The following is a 16,443-nucleotide window of genomic DNA, read 5'->3' on the forward strand; positions in this document are numbered from 1 at the left end:
CCGCACCGCGTTCGTGCGCCCCGCACCACAACAAGGGTAACTACCCACCCGCTGGCTCCATACCCCGTGCCCCGCTGGCACTTTGGCCTGCAGGGCGATGGGTGCAAAGTCCATCTCGATTCACCTACAGGAGAACCGAGATGAGCTTGCCCCGGCGTTTCAAACACTCGTGCGCGGTCTTCGCCGCCACCCTGGCCTTCGGCACCGGCATGTCGGTGCAGGCCCAGACCAAGGAGCTGACCTTCGCCCACCAGGACATGCTGGTGCCGCTGCGCCTCGTGATGGAGTCGGGCGAGGTCGAGAAGGCCACCGGCTACAAGATCAACTGGCGCATGTTCTCGGGCGGCGGCGACGTCATCCGCGCGATGGCCTCGGGCGACGTGCAGATGGGCGAGACGGGTTCGAGCCCGCTCACTGCGGCTGCCAGCCAGGGTCAGGACATCAAGCTGTTCTGGATCTCGGCCGACATCGCCGACGCTGAGGCGCTGATCGCGCGCAACGCCTCCGGCATCGGCAGCATCAAGGACCTGGCGGGCAAGAAGGTTGCGACGCCTTTCGTGTCAACCGCGCACTACCAACTCATGGCCGGCCTGAAGATGGACGGCGTCGACGCCAAGTCGGTCAACGTGATGAACATGCGTCCGCCCGAGATCGCGGCGGCGTGGGAGCGCGGTGACATCGACGCCACCTTCATCTGGGACCCGGTGCTGTCGAAGATCAGGTCGAGCGGCAAGACCATCGCCACGTCGGGCAGCATCGGCAAGCGCGGCGCGCCCACCTTCGAAGGCATCGTGGTGAACGCCAAGTGGGCTGCCGCGAACGAGCCTTTCATGGTCGCCTTCGTGAAGGCGCTCAATCGCGCCAACGACGAGTACAAGGCCAGCGGCAAGAGCTGGACACCCGACTCGCCGCAGACCAAGGCCATGGCGAAGTGGACCAAGGCCGACCCGAAGGACGTGGGCCCCGCGATGTCGCTCTACACCTTCCCGACGATGGCCGAGCAGCTGTCGCCCACCTGGCTGGGCGGCGGTGCGGCCAAGGCGATGGCCAACACGGCCGTGTTCCTCAAGGAGCAGGGCCGCGTGCAGGAGGTCAAGCCCGACTACAGCGCCTTCGTCACCACCACCTACGTCGAGAAGGCGATGGCGAAGTAAGGCGCCGAGGACTGTTCATGCCCACGCTCGACATCCGCGACCTCACGGTCAACTACGCCGTCAAGGGCGGCACCCTGCAGGCGCTGGCGCCGGTCAACCTGCAAATGCGCGACGGCGACTTCGTGGTCGCGCTCGGTGCCTCCGGCTGCGGCAAGACCACGCTGCTCAACTGCATCGCCGGCTTCCTGCCGCCGTCCACCGGCGAGATCCTGCTCGACGGCCAGCCGGTGGCAGGCCCCGGCGCCGACCGCGGCGTGGTGTTCCAGAAGCATGCGCTGATGCCCTGGCTCAACGTGCGCGACAACGTCTCGCTGGGCCTGCGCCTGGCGGGCGCGGGCAAGGCCGAGCGCGACCGCATCGCCGTCGAGAAGCTCGGCCTGGTCGGCCTGGAGAAATACGCCGACCGCGCCGTCTACGAACTCTCGGGCGGCATGCAGCAGCGGGTGGGCATCGCCCGCGCACTGGCCAGCGACCCGGCCGTGCTGCTGATGGACGAGCCCATGGGCGCGCTGGACGCATTCACACGCGAGCAGGTGCAGGAAATCCTGCTGAAGGCCTGGTCGAAGTCGAACAAGATGGTGTTCTTCATTACGCACTCGGTGGAAGAGGCGCTGTTCCTGGCGACCCGGCTGATCGTGATGAGCCCGAGCCCCGGGCGCATCTCGCACGTGTACGACGAGGTGCCGTTCTCGCGGCAATTCCTGTCGCACGGCGACTCGCGCAAGGTGAAGTCGGAGCCCGAGTTCATCCGCATGCGTGAAGAAGTGCTGTCGATCATTCATCATCGGGAGGCTGCTCATGCCTGACGCCACCATTGCCGCCCCAGTCGCCATGACAAAGGTCTCGCCACCGAACACCACCGCTGCCGGCGCCCACGCGGCCTCGGGTGCCAAGCTCAAGACGAGTGCCTTCAAGGTGCCCGGCGCGGGCTCGAGCGTGGGCATCAGCGTGGTCACCGTGATCGTGCTGGTGGCGCTGTGGTTCATCGTCACCAACATGGGCTGGGTCAAGCCGCTCTTCCTGCCGTCGCCACAGGCTGTGGCGCAGCAGTTCTACGAGTACGTCACCGGGCAGGCCAACGACAAGCCGTTGTGGCAGCACTTCCTGGCCAGCATGTTTCGCGTGTTCTCGGCCTTCGCGCTCGCCTGCGTGACGGCCATCCCGATCGGCATCGCCATGGGCATGAGCCGTGTGGCACGCGGCATCTTCGACCCGCCGCTGGAGTTCTACCGGCCGCTGCCGCCGCTGGCCTACCTGCCGCTGATCATCATCTGGTTCGGCATCGACGAACTGCCCAAGGTACTGCTGATCTTCCTGTCGTGCTTCGCGCCGCTGGCCCTGGCCGCACGCTCGGGCATGCGCAGCGCTTCGCAGGAGCAGATCAACGCGGCCTACTCGATGGGCGCAAGCTACATGCAGGTCATCCGCCACGTCATCCTGCCCTCGGCCATGCCCGACATCCTGGTCGGCATGCGCATCGCGATCGGCTTCGGCTGGACCACGCTGGTGGCGGCCGAGATGGTGGCGGCCAACATGGGGCTGGGCCAGATGGTGCTCAACGCGTCGAACTTCCTGCGCACCGACATCGTGATCATGGGGATCATCGTGATCGGCGTGGTGGCCTATCTGTTCGACCTGCTGATGCGCTGGCTCGAACGCCGCCTGGTGCCGTGGAAGGGCCGCATGTAGCGGGTGCGCATCGACGAAGAAGAAAGGGGCCGGATGGCCCCTTTTTTCTTTGTCAGGTCGACGCCGGTGTGCGGCTTGGAATGCTCAGCCCGCGTGCGACCGCGGGGCGCGCGACGAAGGCGTCGAGCGCGCGCCGCACGTGCGGAAAGCCGTCCCATTCCACCAGCTCGGCGGCTTCGTAGAAGCCCACCAGGTTGCGCACCCAGGGAAAGGTGGCGATGTCCGCGATGGTGTATTCGTCGCCCATGATCCAGTCGCGGCCCGCGAGCCGCGTTTCCAGCACGTGGAGCAGGCGCCTCGACTCCGCCACGTAGCGGTCGCGCGGCCGCTTGTCGTCGTAGTGCTTGCCGGCGAATTTGTGGAAGAAGCCGACCTGGCCGAACATCGGGCCGATGCCGCCCATCTGGAACATCAGCCACTGCAGCGTCTCGTAGCGCGCAGCGGGGTCGGCCGGCATCAGCTTGCCGGTCTTGTCGGCCAGGTAGACCAGGATCGCGCCCGATTCGAACAGCGCCAGCGGCTTGCCGCCGGGGCCGTCGGGGTCGAGCATGGCCGGGATCTTGTTGTTGGGGTTGAGCGAAAGGAATTCCGGCGACATCTGGTCATGCGTCTCGAAGTTGACCAGGTGGGGCTCGTAGGGGAGCCCGGTCTCTTCGAGCATGATCGACACCTTCACGCCGTTGGGCGTGGGCAGCGAATAGAGCTGCAGTCGCTCAGGATGGGCGGCGGGCCACTTCCTGGTGATGGGGTAGGCGGAGAGGTCGGTCATCGGAATCCTTCTTGTCGTGAATGACGCAAGGCCGGATTCTGCTACCGACGCGGCCCCTCCGCCGCTAAAAAATGGCCTAGCGCCCGGCGCCGCTCGCGCGGTAGCTCCGGCCGTCGGCATGTGGCTCGACCACCGGCGCCGAGCGCCCGATGAGCCAGGCGCAGATGGCCGACACCACGCCCGCGAACAGCACGTACATGCAGATCTGCCAAGGCTGCCCGCCGCCGGACTTGAGCAGGGCGGTCGCGATGATCGGCGTGATGCCCGAGGCGAAGATGCCCGAGAACTGGTAGACGAAGGAAATGCCCGTGTAGCGCACCTTCGCATCGAAGAGGTCGCAGAAGAGCGCCGCCTCCGGCCCGTACACCGAGGCGTAGAAGATGCCGAAGGGCACGATGATCGCGAGCCAGATCAGGAACACGTTGCCGCCGCTGTTCGTCATCAGCCAGAAGCCCGGGAAGGCGGCGACCGCGGTGATCAGCGAGCCCCACATGTAGACCTTCGGCCGGCCCAGCCGGTCGGACAGGCGTCCGAAGAAGGGAATGGTGAAGATCATCACCACCGCCGCCGCCATCACGCCGAGCAGCGCTTCGGTGCGGCTGATCTTGAGCGTGCTCGTCAGGTAGTTGATCGAGAACACGCCGAAGATGTTGAAGAACACGCCGTCGATGTAGCGCGCGCCCATGCCCTTGAGCACGTTGCCGGGGTAGCGCTTGAGCATGTCGAAGAAGGGAATGCGCAGCTCGGCGTTGCGCGCCTTCACCGCGGCGAACTCCGGCGTCTCCTGCACGTGCAGGCGGATGTACATGCCCACCACGACCATCACGCCCGACAAGAGGAAGGCGATGCGCCAGCCCCAGGCGAGGAACTGCTCGTCGGTCAGCAGGAACGACAGCAACGCGACGACGCCCGAGGCCATGCACAGGCCGATGGCCAGGCCGATCTGCGGCAGCGAGGCGTAGAAGCCGCGCTTCTCCTTCGGCGCGTATTCGTAGGCCATCAGCACCGCGCCGCCCCATTCGCCGCCCAGGCCGATGCCCTGGGCCACGCGCAACAGCAGCAGCAGGATCGGCGCCGCGATGCCGATCTGCGCGTAGGTCGGCACCAGCCCGATCAGGAAGGTGGCCACGCCCATGATCATCAGCGTGAGGATCAGCATGCTCTTGCGGCCGATCTTGTCGCCGAAGTGGCCGAAGATCACGCCGCCCAGCGGCCGCGTGACGAAGCCCACCGCGAAGGTGGTGTAGGCCAGCAGCGTCGACACCACCGGGTCGCTGCCCGGAAAGTAGAGCTTGTTGAACACGATGCCGGCCACCACGCCGTAGAGGAAGAAGTCGTACCACTCGATGCTGGCGCCTACCAATGCCGACGTCACCACCCTCCGGATCGCCTTCTCGTCGCCTGTTGCTGCACTCATTGCTGTCTCCGATGAAGTTGTTGTTGAAACACCCCTGCGCGAGGGGCTGCGGACTGCGAAAGAAACTCAGGCGGCGAGCGCGGCGACGGGTGCCGTGGCGTCCTCGCGGATCATGTCGACGGCCTTCTCGGCCATCATCACGGCCGGTGCATTGGTGTTGCCCGACACCAGCGTAGGCATGGCCGAGCAGTCGATGACGCGCAGCCCGCCGATGCCGTGCACGCGCAGGCGCGCGTCGACCACGGCCAGCGGGTCGCTGCCCATGCGGCAGGTGCCGGTGGGGTGGAAGATGGTCGCACCGTTGTTGCGGCAGAACTCCAGGAGCGCCTCGTCGTCGGCGGCGTCGGGGCCGGGCTTGATCTCGCGCCTGACGTAGGGCCGCATCGCCGGCGCGGCGGCGATGGCGCGCGCCGCCTTCACACCGGCGACCGTGGTCGCGCGGTCCAGCTCGGTCGACAGGTAATTGGGCTGCATCTCCGGCGGCTCGGCCGGGTCGCGCGAGCGGATGCGCACGTGGCCGCGCGATTCGGGCCGCAACTGGCACACCGAGAAGGTGAAGCCCGACCAAGGATGCACCTTGCCACCCGCCATGTCGGCCGACAACGTGGCGACGTGGAACTGGATGTCGGGCGTGGGGGCCACCGGCCTGCCGTGCGCATCCTTCAGCGCGCGCATGAAGCAGCCGCCCTGGTTGATGCCCACCGCCAGCGGGCCGGTGCGGTGCATCAGCCATTCGAGCCCCAGCTTCGCTTGGCCGACCCAGGAGTTGAGCTGGTCGTTGGTGGTGATCGGCTGCGTGCACTCGTAGCTCAGGCGGATCTGCAGGTGGTCCTGCAGGTTCTCGCCCACGCCCGGCAGGTCGTGCACCACGGGCACGCCGTGCCGTTCGAGCAGCGCACGCGGGCCGATGCCCGAGAGCTGCAGCAATTGCGGCGACTGCAGTGAGCCGGCAGCCAGCAGCACCTCGGCGCGGCAGCGTGCGGTCTTCTCGACGCCGCCTTGCCGGTAGCGCACGCCGACGGCACGGCGGCCTTCGAGCACCAGTGCGCTGGCCAACGCTTCGGTCTCGATGCGCAGGTTGTCGCGGTGCCGCGCTGGCGTCAGGTAGGCCTTGGCCGTGCTGCAGCGCCAGCCGCGATGCGTGGTGAGCTGGTAGTAGCCGGCCCCTTCCTGCGCGGCGCCGTTGAAGTCTTCCGTGCGTGGCACGCCGATCTGCTGGGCGCCGGCGATGAAGGCCTCGATCAGCTCGTTCTTCGCGCCGATGTCCGAGACCTTGAGCGGCCCTTCGCCACCGTGAAACGCGTTCGTGCCGCGCTGATTGCCTTCGGACTGGATGAAGTAGGGCAGCACCTCGTCGTAGCCCCAGCCCTCGTTGCCTAGCGCGGCCCAGTGGTCGTAGTCCTCGCGCTGGCCGCGGATGTAGATCAGGCCGTTGATCGAGCTCGATCCACCCAGCGTCTTGCCGCGCGGCCAGTAGATTCGGCGGCCGTTCATGCCCGGGTCGGGATCGGTTTCGAAGCGCCAGTTGTAGGTGGGGCTCCACATCGTCTTGCCGTAGCCGATGGGCAGGTGGATCCACAGCGACTTGTCCTCGGGGCCGGCTTCGAGCAGCAGCACGCGCGTGGCCGGGTCTTCGCTCAGCCGGCCGGCCAGCACGCAGCCGGCCGAACCGGCGCCGACGACGATGTAATCGAACTCTTCTTCAACTGGCATTCAGGGCTTCCGGCAGTGAAACAATCGCTACGGTCACCGATGCTAGGTGATGGATTTTCGGAACACAACGTTCCGTTTTAACTCTTTGCTAGAGGTTTTCCCGTATGACGCAACCTGCGCGCGAAGCTGCCGCCGCCCCCGCCACCACTGCCGCCGCCCAGGTGAAGAAGCGCGCCGCGGCTGCTTCCGACGCGCAGGCGGAAGAGCCCAGCACCGGTTCGTCGGCCGAGCGCAGCCTGCGCCTTCTGACGCTGTTGGCCAACGAGGGCCGCGCGCTGTCGCTCGCCGACCTGGCCGCGCAGCTTTCCTTGCCCAAGGGCACCGCGCACCGCATCTGCACTCAACTGCTGGCCACCGGTTTTCTCGCACGCGACGTGGACGAGCGCATGTTCAGCGTCGGGCCTGCCCTGCGGCGGCTGGCCTTCGACACGCTCAACCACGGCGTGGTGCGCGGCCTGCGGCACGACGTGCTGTCGGAGTTGGTCAAGCAGGTGGGCGAGACCTGCAACTTCACCACGCTGGACGGCACGCAGGTGCTCTACCTCGACCGGGTCGAGGCGCAATGGCCGCTGCGGCTGACGCTCGACGTGGGCTCGCACGTGCCGCTGCATTGCACCGCCAGCGGCAAGCTGTTCCTGGCGCAGATGGCGAAGAAGGAGCGTGAAGCCGTGATCGGACAGATCACGCTCGAGCGCATGACCGCCAACACCATCACGGACACCGACGCACTGCGCGCCGAGTGCGACGCGATCGCCGCACAGGGCTACTCCTGCGACCGCGAGGAATTCATCGCGGGCCTGGTCGCGGTGGCGGTGCCGGTGCTGGACGAATCCGGCAGGCAGCGCGCCGCCATCGCCGTCCACGCCCCGACCGCACGGATGACGATGGACGATGCGATGCAGCGCATCGATGCATTGAAGGCTGCGGCGAAGCGGATGCGCACGCTGCTCTAGCCCGCGGCACGGGGCGATGGTTGCGCCCGACGCCACCCGTGATGGATGTCACACCCGCCGGAGGCCGCGGAACGAGTTTCTCGCTTTTTGTGGATGCCATCGGCGTGAGCAGAGGCCGGTTCGAACAATGGCGGCCTCATGCTCGAACCCGCTGCAACTGCCCGGATGCCTGCTCCTTCCCGCTGGCGCACTCCACGAAAGTCCATCTCCATCAGCCCGGCGCTGTTGCCCGATCCGCTTCGCGAGCGATTCGAATCCATGCTGCCCGTGGCAGCCAAGCGCAGCGTCGTGCAGTGGGAGCTGTGCAGCGAATCCGATGCCGACGTCGTGCTCCGCGAGCACGGCGTCCGCGGCGATGACCGGGTCAGCGTGTACGTCTCGGACACCGCGGTAGTCGACGGCGCGAACGGACACCTGCGCATCCAGCGCGAGTTCCGCGTCAATGCGCTGATGGAGGTGCTGGAGCTGGCAGCCGCCCGCGTGCTCGACCGCCGTGACAGGGCCGTGCGGCACGTGCAGAGCGTGCTGGGCATGCAGCCCGAGCCTGCCGAGCCGGCAGCCAGCCTCTATCAGCTCAAGTACTGGATCGTCCCCGGCGATCGGCCTCCGTTGGCCGTGCTTTGCGCGCTCGCCGGCATGACGCGCAGGCCGGTCTCTCGCGAATGGCTGATGGCCGAGGCCGGTCTCGGTGTCGCCGCGGTCGATGTCCTGCTGGCAAAGCTCGACCGGCTGGGAGCGCTTCGCACGAATCCGCTGCCCCCCGCCGTTCCCCCGCAGCCTTCGGGCCTGGCCGCGCGACTGCGCCGATGGCTGCGCGGCGGTCGCGCGGCGTCTCTGTCACCGGCATCGCCATGACGCCTCGCATCGTTCTCTTCGGCCCCATGGGCATCGGCAAGACAACGGCGATTCGCTCGCTTTGCGGTGACGCGCTGAGCAGCTGCGAAGTGCCGAATCTCGCGGCGACGATGGAGGCCAAGCCGACGACCACCGTCGGTGCCGAATTCGGCGTGGTGCGCTTGCCGTCGAGCGACGAGGAACTCCACGTCTATGGCAGTCCGGGTCAAGACCGCTTCGGATTCCTGCGCCGATGGTTGCTGGGCTTCGCGGCAGGCGTGCTGGTGCTGGTCGACGTTCGCGAGCCCGACGCGCTGGGCCATGCCATGAGCATCGTCACTCAAGCCGCAGCGCTCGATCCGAGCCCCGCCGTCGCCGTGCTGGCGGCGCGCGCTGTGGATCGGTCCCAGCTCGAACAGTTCTCCCGAACCCTGGCGGAGCAGGCCGGCATGGCGGTGCCGGTGCTCGAAATCGACGTCCGCGATCGCGCGCAGATGCTCGATGCGCTGGAGTTGCTGGTCGCGGTGCTTCCCGACTGACCGGCCCCGCATGTCCACACCGAAAACCCGAGCGCAGGCGCTGGCCGCGCACCAAGCCCTGGCCGGCCGCTACACCGAGATCCTGCATCGTCACACCGAGCAAGCGCTGGACCTCACGGCTGCCGTCATCGCCACCGTCGATGGAATCGAGATCGCCTCGCTCGCCGGCAAGCCGGGGCTGAGGCCCGCGCAGCTGGCCGCCATGGCCAGTTCGCTGATGGCGGTGGCCGTCGCCGCAGGCCGCGAGGTCGGCCACGGGCCCTGCGAGCGCCTCTTCATCGAAACGAGGGCGGGCACGTTGCTGCTCAAGCCGATCGGGCGCGCCGGCGACCTGGTGCTGTGCATGGCGCTGACGCCCCGCACGGTGCTGGCCAAGGCCTTCTGGGCCGCGGACGAAATCGGAAGGGCCGTCGCGACGAGCTGATCGTGCCGCGTTCGCGCGCTGCACCCATCGCGTGTTCACCCACCTCCCTTCGCATCTCGCCGCATCTCGCCACATCTCCCCGCGCCCTCCGCTGCTCCCGCTCCTTCTCGCATCTCTTCCACCCATTTTTTCCACTCTAGAAAGCGACTGCTATGGCTTCAATCAACGACTCTCTCGCCGCCATCATGGGCATCGACGGCGCACTCTGCTGTGCGCTGGTCGACAGCGGCTCCGGCATGCTGATGGGCCAGGCCGGCTCCGGCATCGACATGGAGATGGCGGCCGCCGGCAACACCGAGGTCGTGCGCGCCAAGCTGCGCACGATGAACTCGCTCAAGCTCAACGATTCCATCGACGACATGCTGATCACGCTGGGCAAGCAGTACCACATCATTCGTCCCTCGGCCGCGCACACCGGCCTGTTCATGTACGTCGTGCTCGACAAGGCCCGTGCCAACCTCGCGCTCGCGCGTCGCAAGGTGCAGGACGTCGAATCCGCGATCAGCCTTTGAACGCATTCGCGCCGATGCCGCCCTAAGGCACGAACATCGACCACGGCGTCTCGCCTTCGCGCAGCGGACGCCGCGCGGTCAGTTTCGACAACGGCTCGCCCGCTTCGAAGCGCGCGTGCATCTCGTCAGGGTCGAAGCGGATGCCCATGAAGTTCTCCTCGTAGGCGCCGCTCGCGAAGAAGGCATCCAAGTCTTCCGCACGCTCGAACACGTCGTACTGCAATTCGAGGCGATGACCGTCCGGGTCTTTGTAGTACAGCGAAATCGTCGGGCCGTGGTTGATCGTCCAGTAGGGCTGGATGCCGTGCTCCAGCAGCCGCCGATAGGTCGCCAGCAACTCACCCAGCGACGCATAGGTGAACGCGATGTGTTCGAGCCCCGTGTGCGCATCGCCGGCGTGGCCCAGCTCGGGCCGCGCGATCAGGCCGACGCGATGGTGCTCGTCGTCGTAGCTGAGGAAGCACACCATCTCGTTCTCGAAGGCCGGCCTGGCTTCCAGCACTGTCAGGTACCAATCGCGCGAACGTCGGAGCTCCGATACGCGCAGCACCACATGGGCCAGCTTTGCAGGCCGGATGGGCCCGGCGCTCATGCGCGCTCTCCAGCGGGTTCATCGATGACCACATTCTCGATCGCACCGATCGACTCGATCTCCACGCGCACCCGGTCTCCTGCACGCAGGTAGCGCGTTGGCGTCATGAGTCCACCGCAGCCGGCCGGGCTGCCGGTGGACAGCACATCGCCAGGTTCCAGCGTGAAGGCGGCAGACAGCTCGACCACCATGTCGTCGATGCGGTGGATCATCTCCGCGGTACTCGCGTCCTGCCGCAGCTCGCCGTTGATCCAGGTGCGCAAGCGCAGGGCATGCGGGTCCGGTATCTCGTCGCGCGTGACCAGCCAGGGGCCGAAGGGACCATGCGTGTCGAAGGACTTGCCCAGCGTGTGGGTGGGCGCGCGCAGTTGCCAGTCGCGCACGCTCATGTCGTTGACCGCGACGTAGCCTGCCACCACCGACGCGGACTCGCCGGCGCGCACGTGGCGGCAGCGGCGCCCGATCACCACGCCCAGCTCGCCTTCGTAGTCGAGCTGCCCCGACACGCGCGGCAGGTGCACCGCATCGAACGGGCCATTGACGCAAGACACCTGCTTGTTGAACCACACCTGCCCCGAGGCGCCGCGCGACAGTCCTGCGCGCGCAGCTTCGTCCAGATGCGAGGCGTAGTTGCCACCCAGCCCCAGAAACTTGCGCGGTTCGGGAATGGGCGCGCGAAGACGAACGTCCGACAGCGGCAAGCGCCGTCCATGCGTCGTTGCCGCTCTTCGCATCCACGCCAGACCATCGTCGCCCCATGCCAGCAACTCGCGCAGGTCCCCAGGCGCGCCGGCCACCTCGCTGACGTCGACGACGGCATCGCCTTCTGCCAGTCCGAAGCGATCGCGGCCGAGATAGTGGAAGGTCGTGAGTTTCATCCTCGTGTGTCTCCTTGAAGTGCTGCCGACGATGATGCGGATGGAACGACGCGCGGACAATCCCTTCAGAATGAACGCAACGTTCCGCCAGCAGAACGATCCGCGCGCCATCATGTGCAACCCCAGGAGCACGCCCCTGCCATGGAAGATCTCAACGACCTGCTGTTCTTCGCCAAGGTGATCGAGCACCGAGGCTTCTCGGCCGCAAGCCGGCAACTCGGCGTGCCCAAGTCGCGGCTGAGCCGGCGCATCTCTCAACTGGAGCAGCGGCTCGGCGTGCGCCTGCTGCAGCGCAGCTCGCGCCGGCTGGTGCTGACCTCGGTCGGCGAGCTTTTCTATGAACGCTGCCAGCAGATGGTGGCGTTGGGCGAATCGGCGCACGAGCTGATCGACGAAGCGGTCTCGCAACCCCAGGGACTGCTGCGGGTCAGTTGCCCGATCTCGCTCGCGCAGTTCTGGCTGACGCCCCTGTTGCCGGAATTCATGAAAGCCTGTCCCGGCGTGCGTCTGGTGCTCACGGTCAGCAACCGCCGCGTCGATCCGCTGGAGGAACCGATGGACGTGGTGATACGCGTGCGCCGTCCGCCCTTCGACGACTCCAGCCTCGTCGTGCGCCCGCTGGGTCGCACGCAGGATGTGCTGATGGCCAGCCCCGCGTTGTTGCGCGAGCGAGGGACGCCGGCCGACTTGCAGTCGCTCGGCGCTTGGCCCACGCTGTCGCTGCCTGCCGAGGGCGAGCGCTACGCATGGCGGCTGGCCAAGGGGAACCAGGCCGACGAGTTGCTGCATGCCCCGCGCATGGTCTGCGGCGACATGCTCGCGCTGCGCCATGCGGCCATCGAAGGCCTCGGCGTCGTGCTGTTGCCGCAGATCCTGTGCCGCGACGAACTCGCCGATGGCCGTCTGGTCCGCCTGCTGCCCGACTGGAGCTGTACCGACAGCGAGGTCCAGGCGGTGTTTCCCACGCGCCGGGGCATGTTGCCGGCCGTCCGCGCGCTGGTCGACTTCCTCGCCCGGCACGGCCCGACCTGAGGGGCCTGCGCCGCGCCCTGGGTTAGCCTGTCGCCATGGATTCCCTCATCGCCGCAGCCGGGCGCGCGCTCGCCACAGGCGACGCGCTCGGCGCGCTGAAGCGTGTCGCGCTGCGCGAAGACCCGCCCGCGCTCGCCCTGCGTGGCATCGCCATGGCGCAGCTCGGCGAGCACGTGCGCGCCCGTGAATTGCTGCGGCGTGCCGCTCGCGGCTTCGGTGCGCACGAGGCGTTGGCGCGCGCACGCTGCGTCGTGGCCGAGGCGGAGGTCGCGCTGGCCATGCGCGACATCGGCGGCTCGCCGCGCACCCTGGCCGCGGCGGAAGCGGCGCTCGAGGCGCGGGGCGACCCCCAGAACGCCTTGCAGGCGCGCCTGATCGCGGTGCGCCGACTGCTGCTGCTGGGACGGCTCGACCAGGCCGCAGCCGCACTCGAAGGGCTCGACGCCACAGGCCTGCCGCCCGCGCTGGCTGCGGTGTCGGCATTGGCCGCGGCCGAACTCGCCTTGCGCTCCCTGCAAACCGTGCCGGCGAGGCAGGCTCTCGCGCGCGCTCAGGATGCAGCCTTGCGTGCCCGCGTGCCCCAACTCGTGGCCGAGGTGGCGGACTTGAGGGCCACGCTCGATCGCCCGGCCGCGCGCCGTCTGTCTGCCCTCGACGAGCACGTCCTGCGGCTCGATGAAGCCGCGGCACTGCTCGACTCGGGCAGCCTCGTGGTCGATGCGTGCCGCCGCGGCCTGCGTGTCGGCGATGCATGGCGGCCGCTCGCGCGCCGGCCGGTGCTGTTTTCGCTGGCGCAGACGCTCGCCGCAGCCTGGCCCGGCGACGTCGACCGCGAGACGCTGATCGCGAAAGCCTTCCGCACCCTCGACCCCGACGAGACGCACCGGGCCCGCCTGCGCGTCGAAGTCGGGCGGCTGCGAGCGCTGGCCCGTGGCATGGCGCGCATCGAGGCGACCGCGCGCGGTTTCGCGCTGCAGACGGACGAAGGCCGGGATGTCGCGCTGCTGGCTCCGCCCATCGACGGCGAGCAGGCTTCGATGCTGGCGCTGCTCGCCGACGGCGCGGCCTGGTCGACCTCGGCGCTCGCACTGGCGCTGGGCGCCAGCCAGCGCACCGTCCAGCGTGCATTGGTCGAGCTCGAGGCCGCGGGCCGCGTGCGCTCCACCGGCCGTGCGCGCGCGCAGCGCTGGCTCGCGCCGCCACTCGCGGGTTTCACGACGATCTTGTTACTCCCCGCTGCGCTGCCGACTGGATAGATTCGTCTCCACGGCGCCGATGTCCGCGCGCTGCAAGGAGCAAATCGATGACAAGCAAGAGCAACCCCCAACCGCGCACGCAAGCCGCAGAAATCGTGCGCGAGTACGGCCCCTTCGCCGGTGCAGAAGCCGTGCACGGCGTGACCCACGACGGCCGCAACGTGTGGGCCGCCACCGGCGCTGCGCTGGTGGCCTTCGATCCGGCCAGCGGCGAATCGACGCACACGCTCGCCTGCGCGGGCGACGCCGGCACCGCCTTCGACGGCAAGCACCTCTACCAGATCGCCGAGGCACGCATCGACAAGATCGACCCGAGCACCGGCCGGGTGCTGGCCTCCATTCCGGCGCCGGGCCAGGGCAGCGATTCGGGCCTTGCCTGGGCCGAGGGCAGCCTGTGGGTGGGCCAGTACCGTGAGCGCAAGATCTACCAGGTCGATCCCGACACCGGCAAGGTCATCCGCACCATCGAGTCCAACCGATTCGTCACCGGTGTCACCTGGGTCGACGGCGAACTCTGGCACGGCACCTGGGAGGGCGACCAGAGCGAGATCCGCCGCATCGATCCGCAGAGCGGCGCCGTGCTCGACCGCCTCGAGATGCCGGCCGGCACCGGCGTCAGCGGGCTCGAGTCCGACGGGGCCGGGCTCTTCTACGCGGGCGGTGGCGGCAGCGGCAAGGTGCGTGCCGTGCGGCGGCCCAAAGCCGCAGCACATTGACGCGTCGATCGCCAAGCGATCCGCAACCGCACGACTCATTTGCAGGAGACCTGGATGGACAACCCACGCATCACGACCGAAACAGGCACGGCCCGGCACGCCGTCGTCTCCATGGACCAGTGGCTGGCCGAGCGCCGCGCCTTCCTGGCGCGAGAAAAGGAACTGACCCACCTGCGCGACCAGGTCGCGCGCGAGCGCCGCGCCTTGCCGTGGGTGCGCGTCGACAAGGACTACGTCTTCGCCAGCCCCGACGGGCCGCAAAGGCTCGCGCACCTCTTCGACGGCCGCAGCCAACTGCTGGTGCAGCACTTCATGTTCGCGCCGGGGTGGGAGCAGGGCTGCCCCAGTTGCTCCTACATGGCCGACCACACCGACGGCATGACCGTGCACCTGGCCCAGCGTGACGTCAGCTTCGTCGCGGTCTCGCGCGCGCCGCTGGAAGAGATCGAAACCTTCCGCCGGCGCATGGGCTGGCGGTTCCGCTGGGTGTCGTCCTTCGACACCGAGTTCAACTTCGACTTTCGCGTGAGCTTCACGCCCGAAGAAGTGGCCACCGGCAAGATCGACTACAACTTCGGCGACTGGCCCTGGGCGTCCGAAGAATGGCCAGGCATCAGCGCCTTTTACAAGGACGAGGCCGGGCAGATCTTCCGCACCTATTCGACCTACGGCCGCGGCGTGGAAGCGATGATGGGCACCTACGCGATGCTGGACCTCATGCCCAAGGGCCGCAACGAGCGCGACGTCGACAACAAGATGGAGTGGGTGCGCCACCACGACCGATACGGGCCGGCGCCGCAAGCAGCTGCGGAACAGGCATCGTGCTGCCACCACGGCGGCGGCAGCGGCTGACGCCTCGGCTTCACCAGCGTCGATTCAACGCCTGCACAGCCCCAGCACCAGCTCCTGCTCGGTGCAAGCCCGCGAAGGCCGCTCCGATACGGGCGAGGGCGCAGCCGTGCTGGCCATGCGCGAGGCCATGCAGGCACGCAGCCGCTTTTCCATCGGCGGGTAGTAGCGCCACCCTTGCGCCAGCGGCGGCAGCTCGAGCTTCACCTGCTTCCACTTGGGATGCCCGTTCGCCTGCAGCTTGTCGAAATTGGTGCACAGCGATTCCGCGAAGCGCGCCAGGTTGCCCACCGTCGACTGCAGGCCGTAGTCGTAAGTGGCCAGGTAGGCCTTCACGGTCAGCGTCGGGATGTCGGCCTGCAGCCAGCTCGGATAGCTCGACGTGCGGATGGTGGCCGGAAAGTAGGTCTTCTTGGCGCGCGCCGTCTCGGGCGCCGCGTCGTCGAGCTTCAGGATCTTGATGAAGTTGCGCGCCTCGGGCTTCATGTCCGAGAACAGCTTGGCCGGCTGGCCAGCCACGATGATCGCCACGTCGATGGTCTTGTCGACCGTGAGCTTGACCAGCGCGTCCTCGTTGGTCAGGTATTGCGCGTTGGCCGACGGCAGCGGCTCGCCGAACATCAGCTGGTAGAGCGTGCGCGAGGTCAGCGCCGTGCCGCTGCCCAGGGCGCCCACCGCGATCTTCTTGTTCTTGATCTCGTGGATCGAATTGAAGGGCGCATCCGCGCGCGCCACGAAATAGATCTCTTCGTCGTAGAGCGGCATGATCAGCCGTAGCGGCTTGATGATGTTGCCCGCTTCGCCATTGCCTGCCTTCGCTTCATCGAGGAAGGCCTGGTACACGTCGGATTGCACGAGCGCCAGCTTCACGCCCTGCTCGAAGCGCATGCGCTGCACGTTCTCGGCCGAGCCCTTCGACTCCAGCACTTCCAGGTCGATCCCGGCCGGGTCGGCGACGTACTGGGCCAGGTCGCGGCCGATCTGGATGTAGGTGCCGGTCTTCGACGCCGTGACGATCTTGTAGGGCGTGCGGGTCTGCGCGACCGCTGCCGACGTCAGCAGCAGGGCCATCGACATCAGCCCCGTCAGCAGTGTTCCGATTCGCATGGTGGCTCC

At 67.8% G+C, this 16,443-nt stretch carries 18 protein-coding genes; 12 read left to right on the forward strand and 6 right to left on the reverse strand.

The window, feature by feature from the left end; translation table 11 throughout:
* Nucleotides 1–140 precede the first annotated feature (140 nt).
* Genes tauA through B0W80_RS13850 form a run of 3 tightly spaced genes read left to right on the forward strand, consistent with a single transcriptional unit; the run spans nt 141 to nt 2,843 of the window.
* Nucleotides 141–1,154, forward strand: coding sequence for a taurine ABC transporter substrate-binding protein (gene tauA, locus B0W80_RS13840; protein WP_076999724.1), 1,014 nt, complete (start codon nt 141–143; stop codon nt 1,152–1,154).
* A 17-nt stretch (nt 1,155–1,171) separates the two neighbouring features.
* Nucleotides 1,172–1,960, forward strand: coding sequence for a taurine ABC transporter ATP-binding protein (locus B0W80_RS13845; protein ID WP_076999725.1), 789 nt, complete (start codon nt 1,172–1,174; stop codon nt 1,958–1,960).
* Nucleotides 1,953–2,843 (forward strand): ABC transporter permease subunit, encoded by an 891-nt coding sequence (locus B0W80_RS13850; RefSeq protein ID WP_083745380.1) that lies wholly within the window; start codon nt 1,953–1,955, stop codon nt 2,841–2,843. Before B0W80_RS13845 ends, B0W80_RS13850 begins: the two co-directional genes overlap by 8 nt.
* A 52-nt stretch (nt 2,844–2,895) precedes the next feature.
* Here the strand turns inward: B0W80_RS13850 and B0W80_RS13855 are convergent, their stop codons facing one another.
* The 3 genes from B0W80_RS13855 to B0W80_RS13865 all read right to left on the reverse strand — a co-directional run bounded on the left by B0W80_RS13855 (nt 2,896) and on the right by B0W80_RS13865 (nt 6,742).
* Nucleotides 2,896–3,612: a glutathione S-transferase N-terminal domain-containing protein gene (locus B0W80_RS13855; protein WP_076999727.1), complete on the reverse strand. Its 717-nt coding sequence runs from the start codon at nt 3,610–3,612 to the stop codon at nt 2,896–2,898.
* A gap of 76 nt (nt 3,613–3,688) precedes the next feature.
* Nucleotides 3,689–5,029, reverse strand: a complete 1,341-nt coding sequence (locus B0W80_RS13860) for an MFS transporter (protein WP_076999728.1) — start codon at nt 5,027–5,029, stop codon at nt 3,689–3,691.
* Nucleotides 5,030–5,095: 66 nt separating this feature from the next.
* Nucleotides 5,096–6,742: a GMC family oxidoreductase gene (locus B0W80_RS13865; protein ID WP_076999729.1), complete on the reverse strand. Its 1,647-nt coding sequence runs from the start codon at nt 6,740–6,742 to the stop codon at nt 5,096–5,098.
* A 104-nt stretch (nt 6,743–6,846) separates the two neighbouring features.
* Here B0W80_RS13865 and B0W80_RS13870 point away from each other — a divergent pair, with 104 nt between their 5' ends.
* From B0W80_RS13870 to B0W80_RS13890, 5 genes are all read left to right on the forward strand, one after another.
* Complete coding sequence (locus tag B0W80_RS13870; RefSeq protein WP_083745381.1) at nt 6,847–7,695, forward strand: IclR family transcriptional regulator; 849 nt, start codon at nt 6,847–6,849, stop codon at nt 7,693–7,695.
* Between the two features lie 138 nt (nt 7,696–7,833).
* Nucleotides 7,834–8,550 (forward strand): hypothetical protein, encoded by a 717-nt coding sequence (locus tag B0W80_RS35470; RefSeq protein WP_179106914.1) that lies wholly within the window; start codon nt 7,834–7,836, stop codon nt 8,548–8,550.
* Nucleotides 8,547–9,068 carry an ATP/GTP-binding protein gene (locus B0W80_RS13880; RefSeq protein WP_076999774.1) on the forward strand — a complete coding sequence of 174 codons (522 nt, stop codon included), beginning with the start codon at nt 8,547–8,549 and terminating at the stop codon, nt 9,066–9,068. The genes B0W80_RS35470 and B0W80_RS13880 overlap by 4 nt, the downstream gene beginning before the upstream one ends.
* Nucleotides 9,069–9,078: 10 nt before the next feature.
* Entirely contained in the window at nt 9,079–9,492 is a 414-nt protein-coding gene (locus B0W80_RS13885) for a roadblock/LC7 domain-containing protein (protein ID WP_076999731.1), read from the forward strand.
* A gap of 152 nt (nt 9,493–9,644) precedes the next feature.
* The gene (locus tag B0W80_RS13890; protein ID WP_076999732.1) at nt 9,645–10,004 is read left to right on the forward strand and encodes a hypothetical protein; all 360 of its coding nucleotides are present in this window, start codon (nt 9,645–9,647) and stop codon (nt 10,002–10,004) included.
* 22 nt (nt 10,005–10,026) lie between these two features.
* Here the strand turns inward: B0W80_RS13890 and B0W80_RS13895 are convergent, their stop codons facing one another.
* Both B0W80_RS13895 and B0W80_RS13900 read right to left on the reverse strand, forming a co-directional pair.
* Nucleotides 10,027–10,596 carry a VOC family protein gene (locus B0W80_RS13895; protein WP_076999733.1) on the reverse strand — a complete coding sequence of 190 codons (570 nt, stop codon included), beginning with the start codon at nt 10,594–10,596 and terminating at the stop codon, nt 10,027–10,029.
* Nucleotides 10,593–11,474, reverse strand: coding sequence for a fumarylacetoacetate hydrolase family protein (locus tag B0W80_RS13900; protein WP_076999734.1), 882 nt, complete (start codon nt 11,472–11,474; stop codon nt 10,593–10,595). The genes B0W80_RS13895 and B0W80_RS13900 overlap by 4 nt, the downstream gene beginning before the upstream one ends.
* Before the next feature lie 141 nt (nt 11,475–11,615).
* Here B0W80_RS13900 and B0W80_RS13905 point away from each other — a divergent pair, with 141 nt between their 5' ends.
* The 4 genes from B0W80_RS13905 to B0W80_RS13920 are packed head-to-tail and all read left to right on the forward strand — an operon-like array spanning nt 11,616 to nt 15,330.
* Complete coding sequence (locus B0W80_RS13905) at nt 11,616–12,506, forward strand: LysR substrate-binding domain-containing protein (RefSeq protein WP_076999735.1); 891 nt, start codon at nt 11,616–11,618, stop codon at nt 12,504–12,506.
* A gap of 35 nt (nt 12,507–12,541) precedes the next feature.
* Nucleotides 12,542–13,762, forward strand: a complete 1,221-nt coding sequence (locus B0W80_RS13910; RefSeq protein WP_076999736.1) for a helix-turn-helix domain-containing protein — start codon at nt 12,542–12,544, stop codon at nt 13,760–13,762.
* A gap of 47 nt (nt 13,763–13,809) precedes the next feature.
* Complete coding sequence (locus B0W80_RS13915) at nt 13,810–14,478, forward strand: hypothetical protein (protein WP_076999737.1); 669 nt, start codon at nt 13,810–13,812, stop codon at nt 14,476–14,478.
* A 54-nt stretch (nt 14,479–14,532) separates the two neighbouring features.
* Nucleotides 14,533–15,330 carry a thioredoxin family protein gene (locus tag B0W80_RS13920; RefSeq protein ID WP_076999738.1) on the forward strand — a complete coding sequence of 266 codons (798 nt, stop codon included), beginning with the start codon at nt 14,533–14,535 and terminating at the stop codon, nt 15,328–15,330.
* 24 nt (nt 15,331–15,354) lie between these two features.
* Here the strand turns inward: B0W80_RS13920 and B0W80_RS13925 are convergent, their stop codons facing one another.
* Complete coding sequence (locus B0W80_RS13925; protein WP_076999739.1) at nt 15,355–16,434, reverse strand: TAXI family TRAP transporter solute-binding subunit; 1,080 nt, start codon at nt 16,432–16,434, stop codon at nt 15,355–15,357.
* Nucleotides 16,435–16,443: the final 9 nt, after the last annotated feature.

It is taken from the genome of Variovorax sp. KK3 (assembly GCF_001984055.1).
Lineage (GTDB): Bacteria > Pseudomonadota > Gammaproteobacteria > Burkholderiales > Burkholderiaceae_C > Variovorax.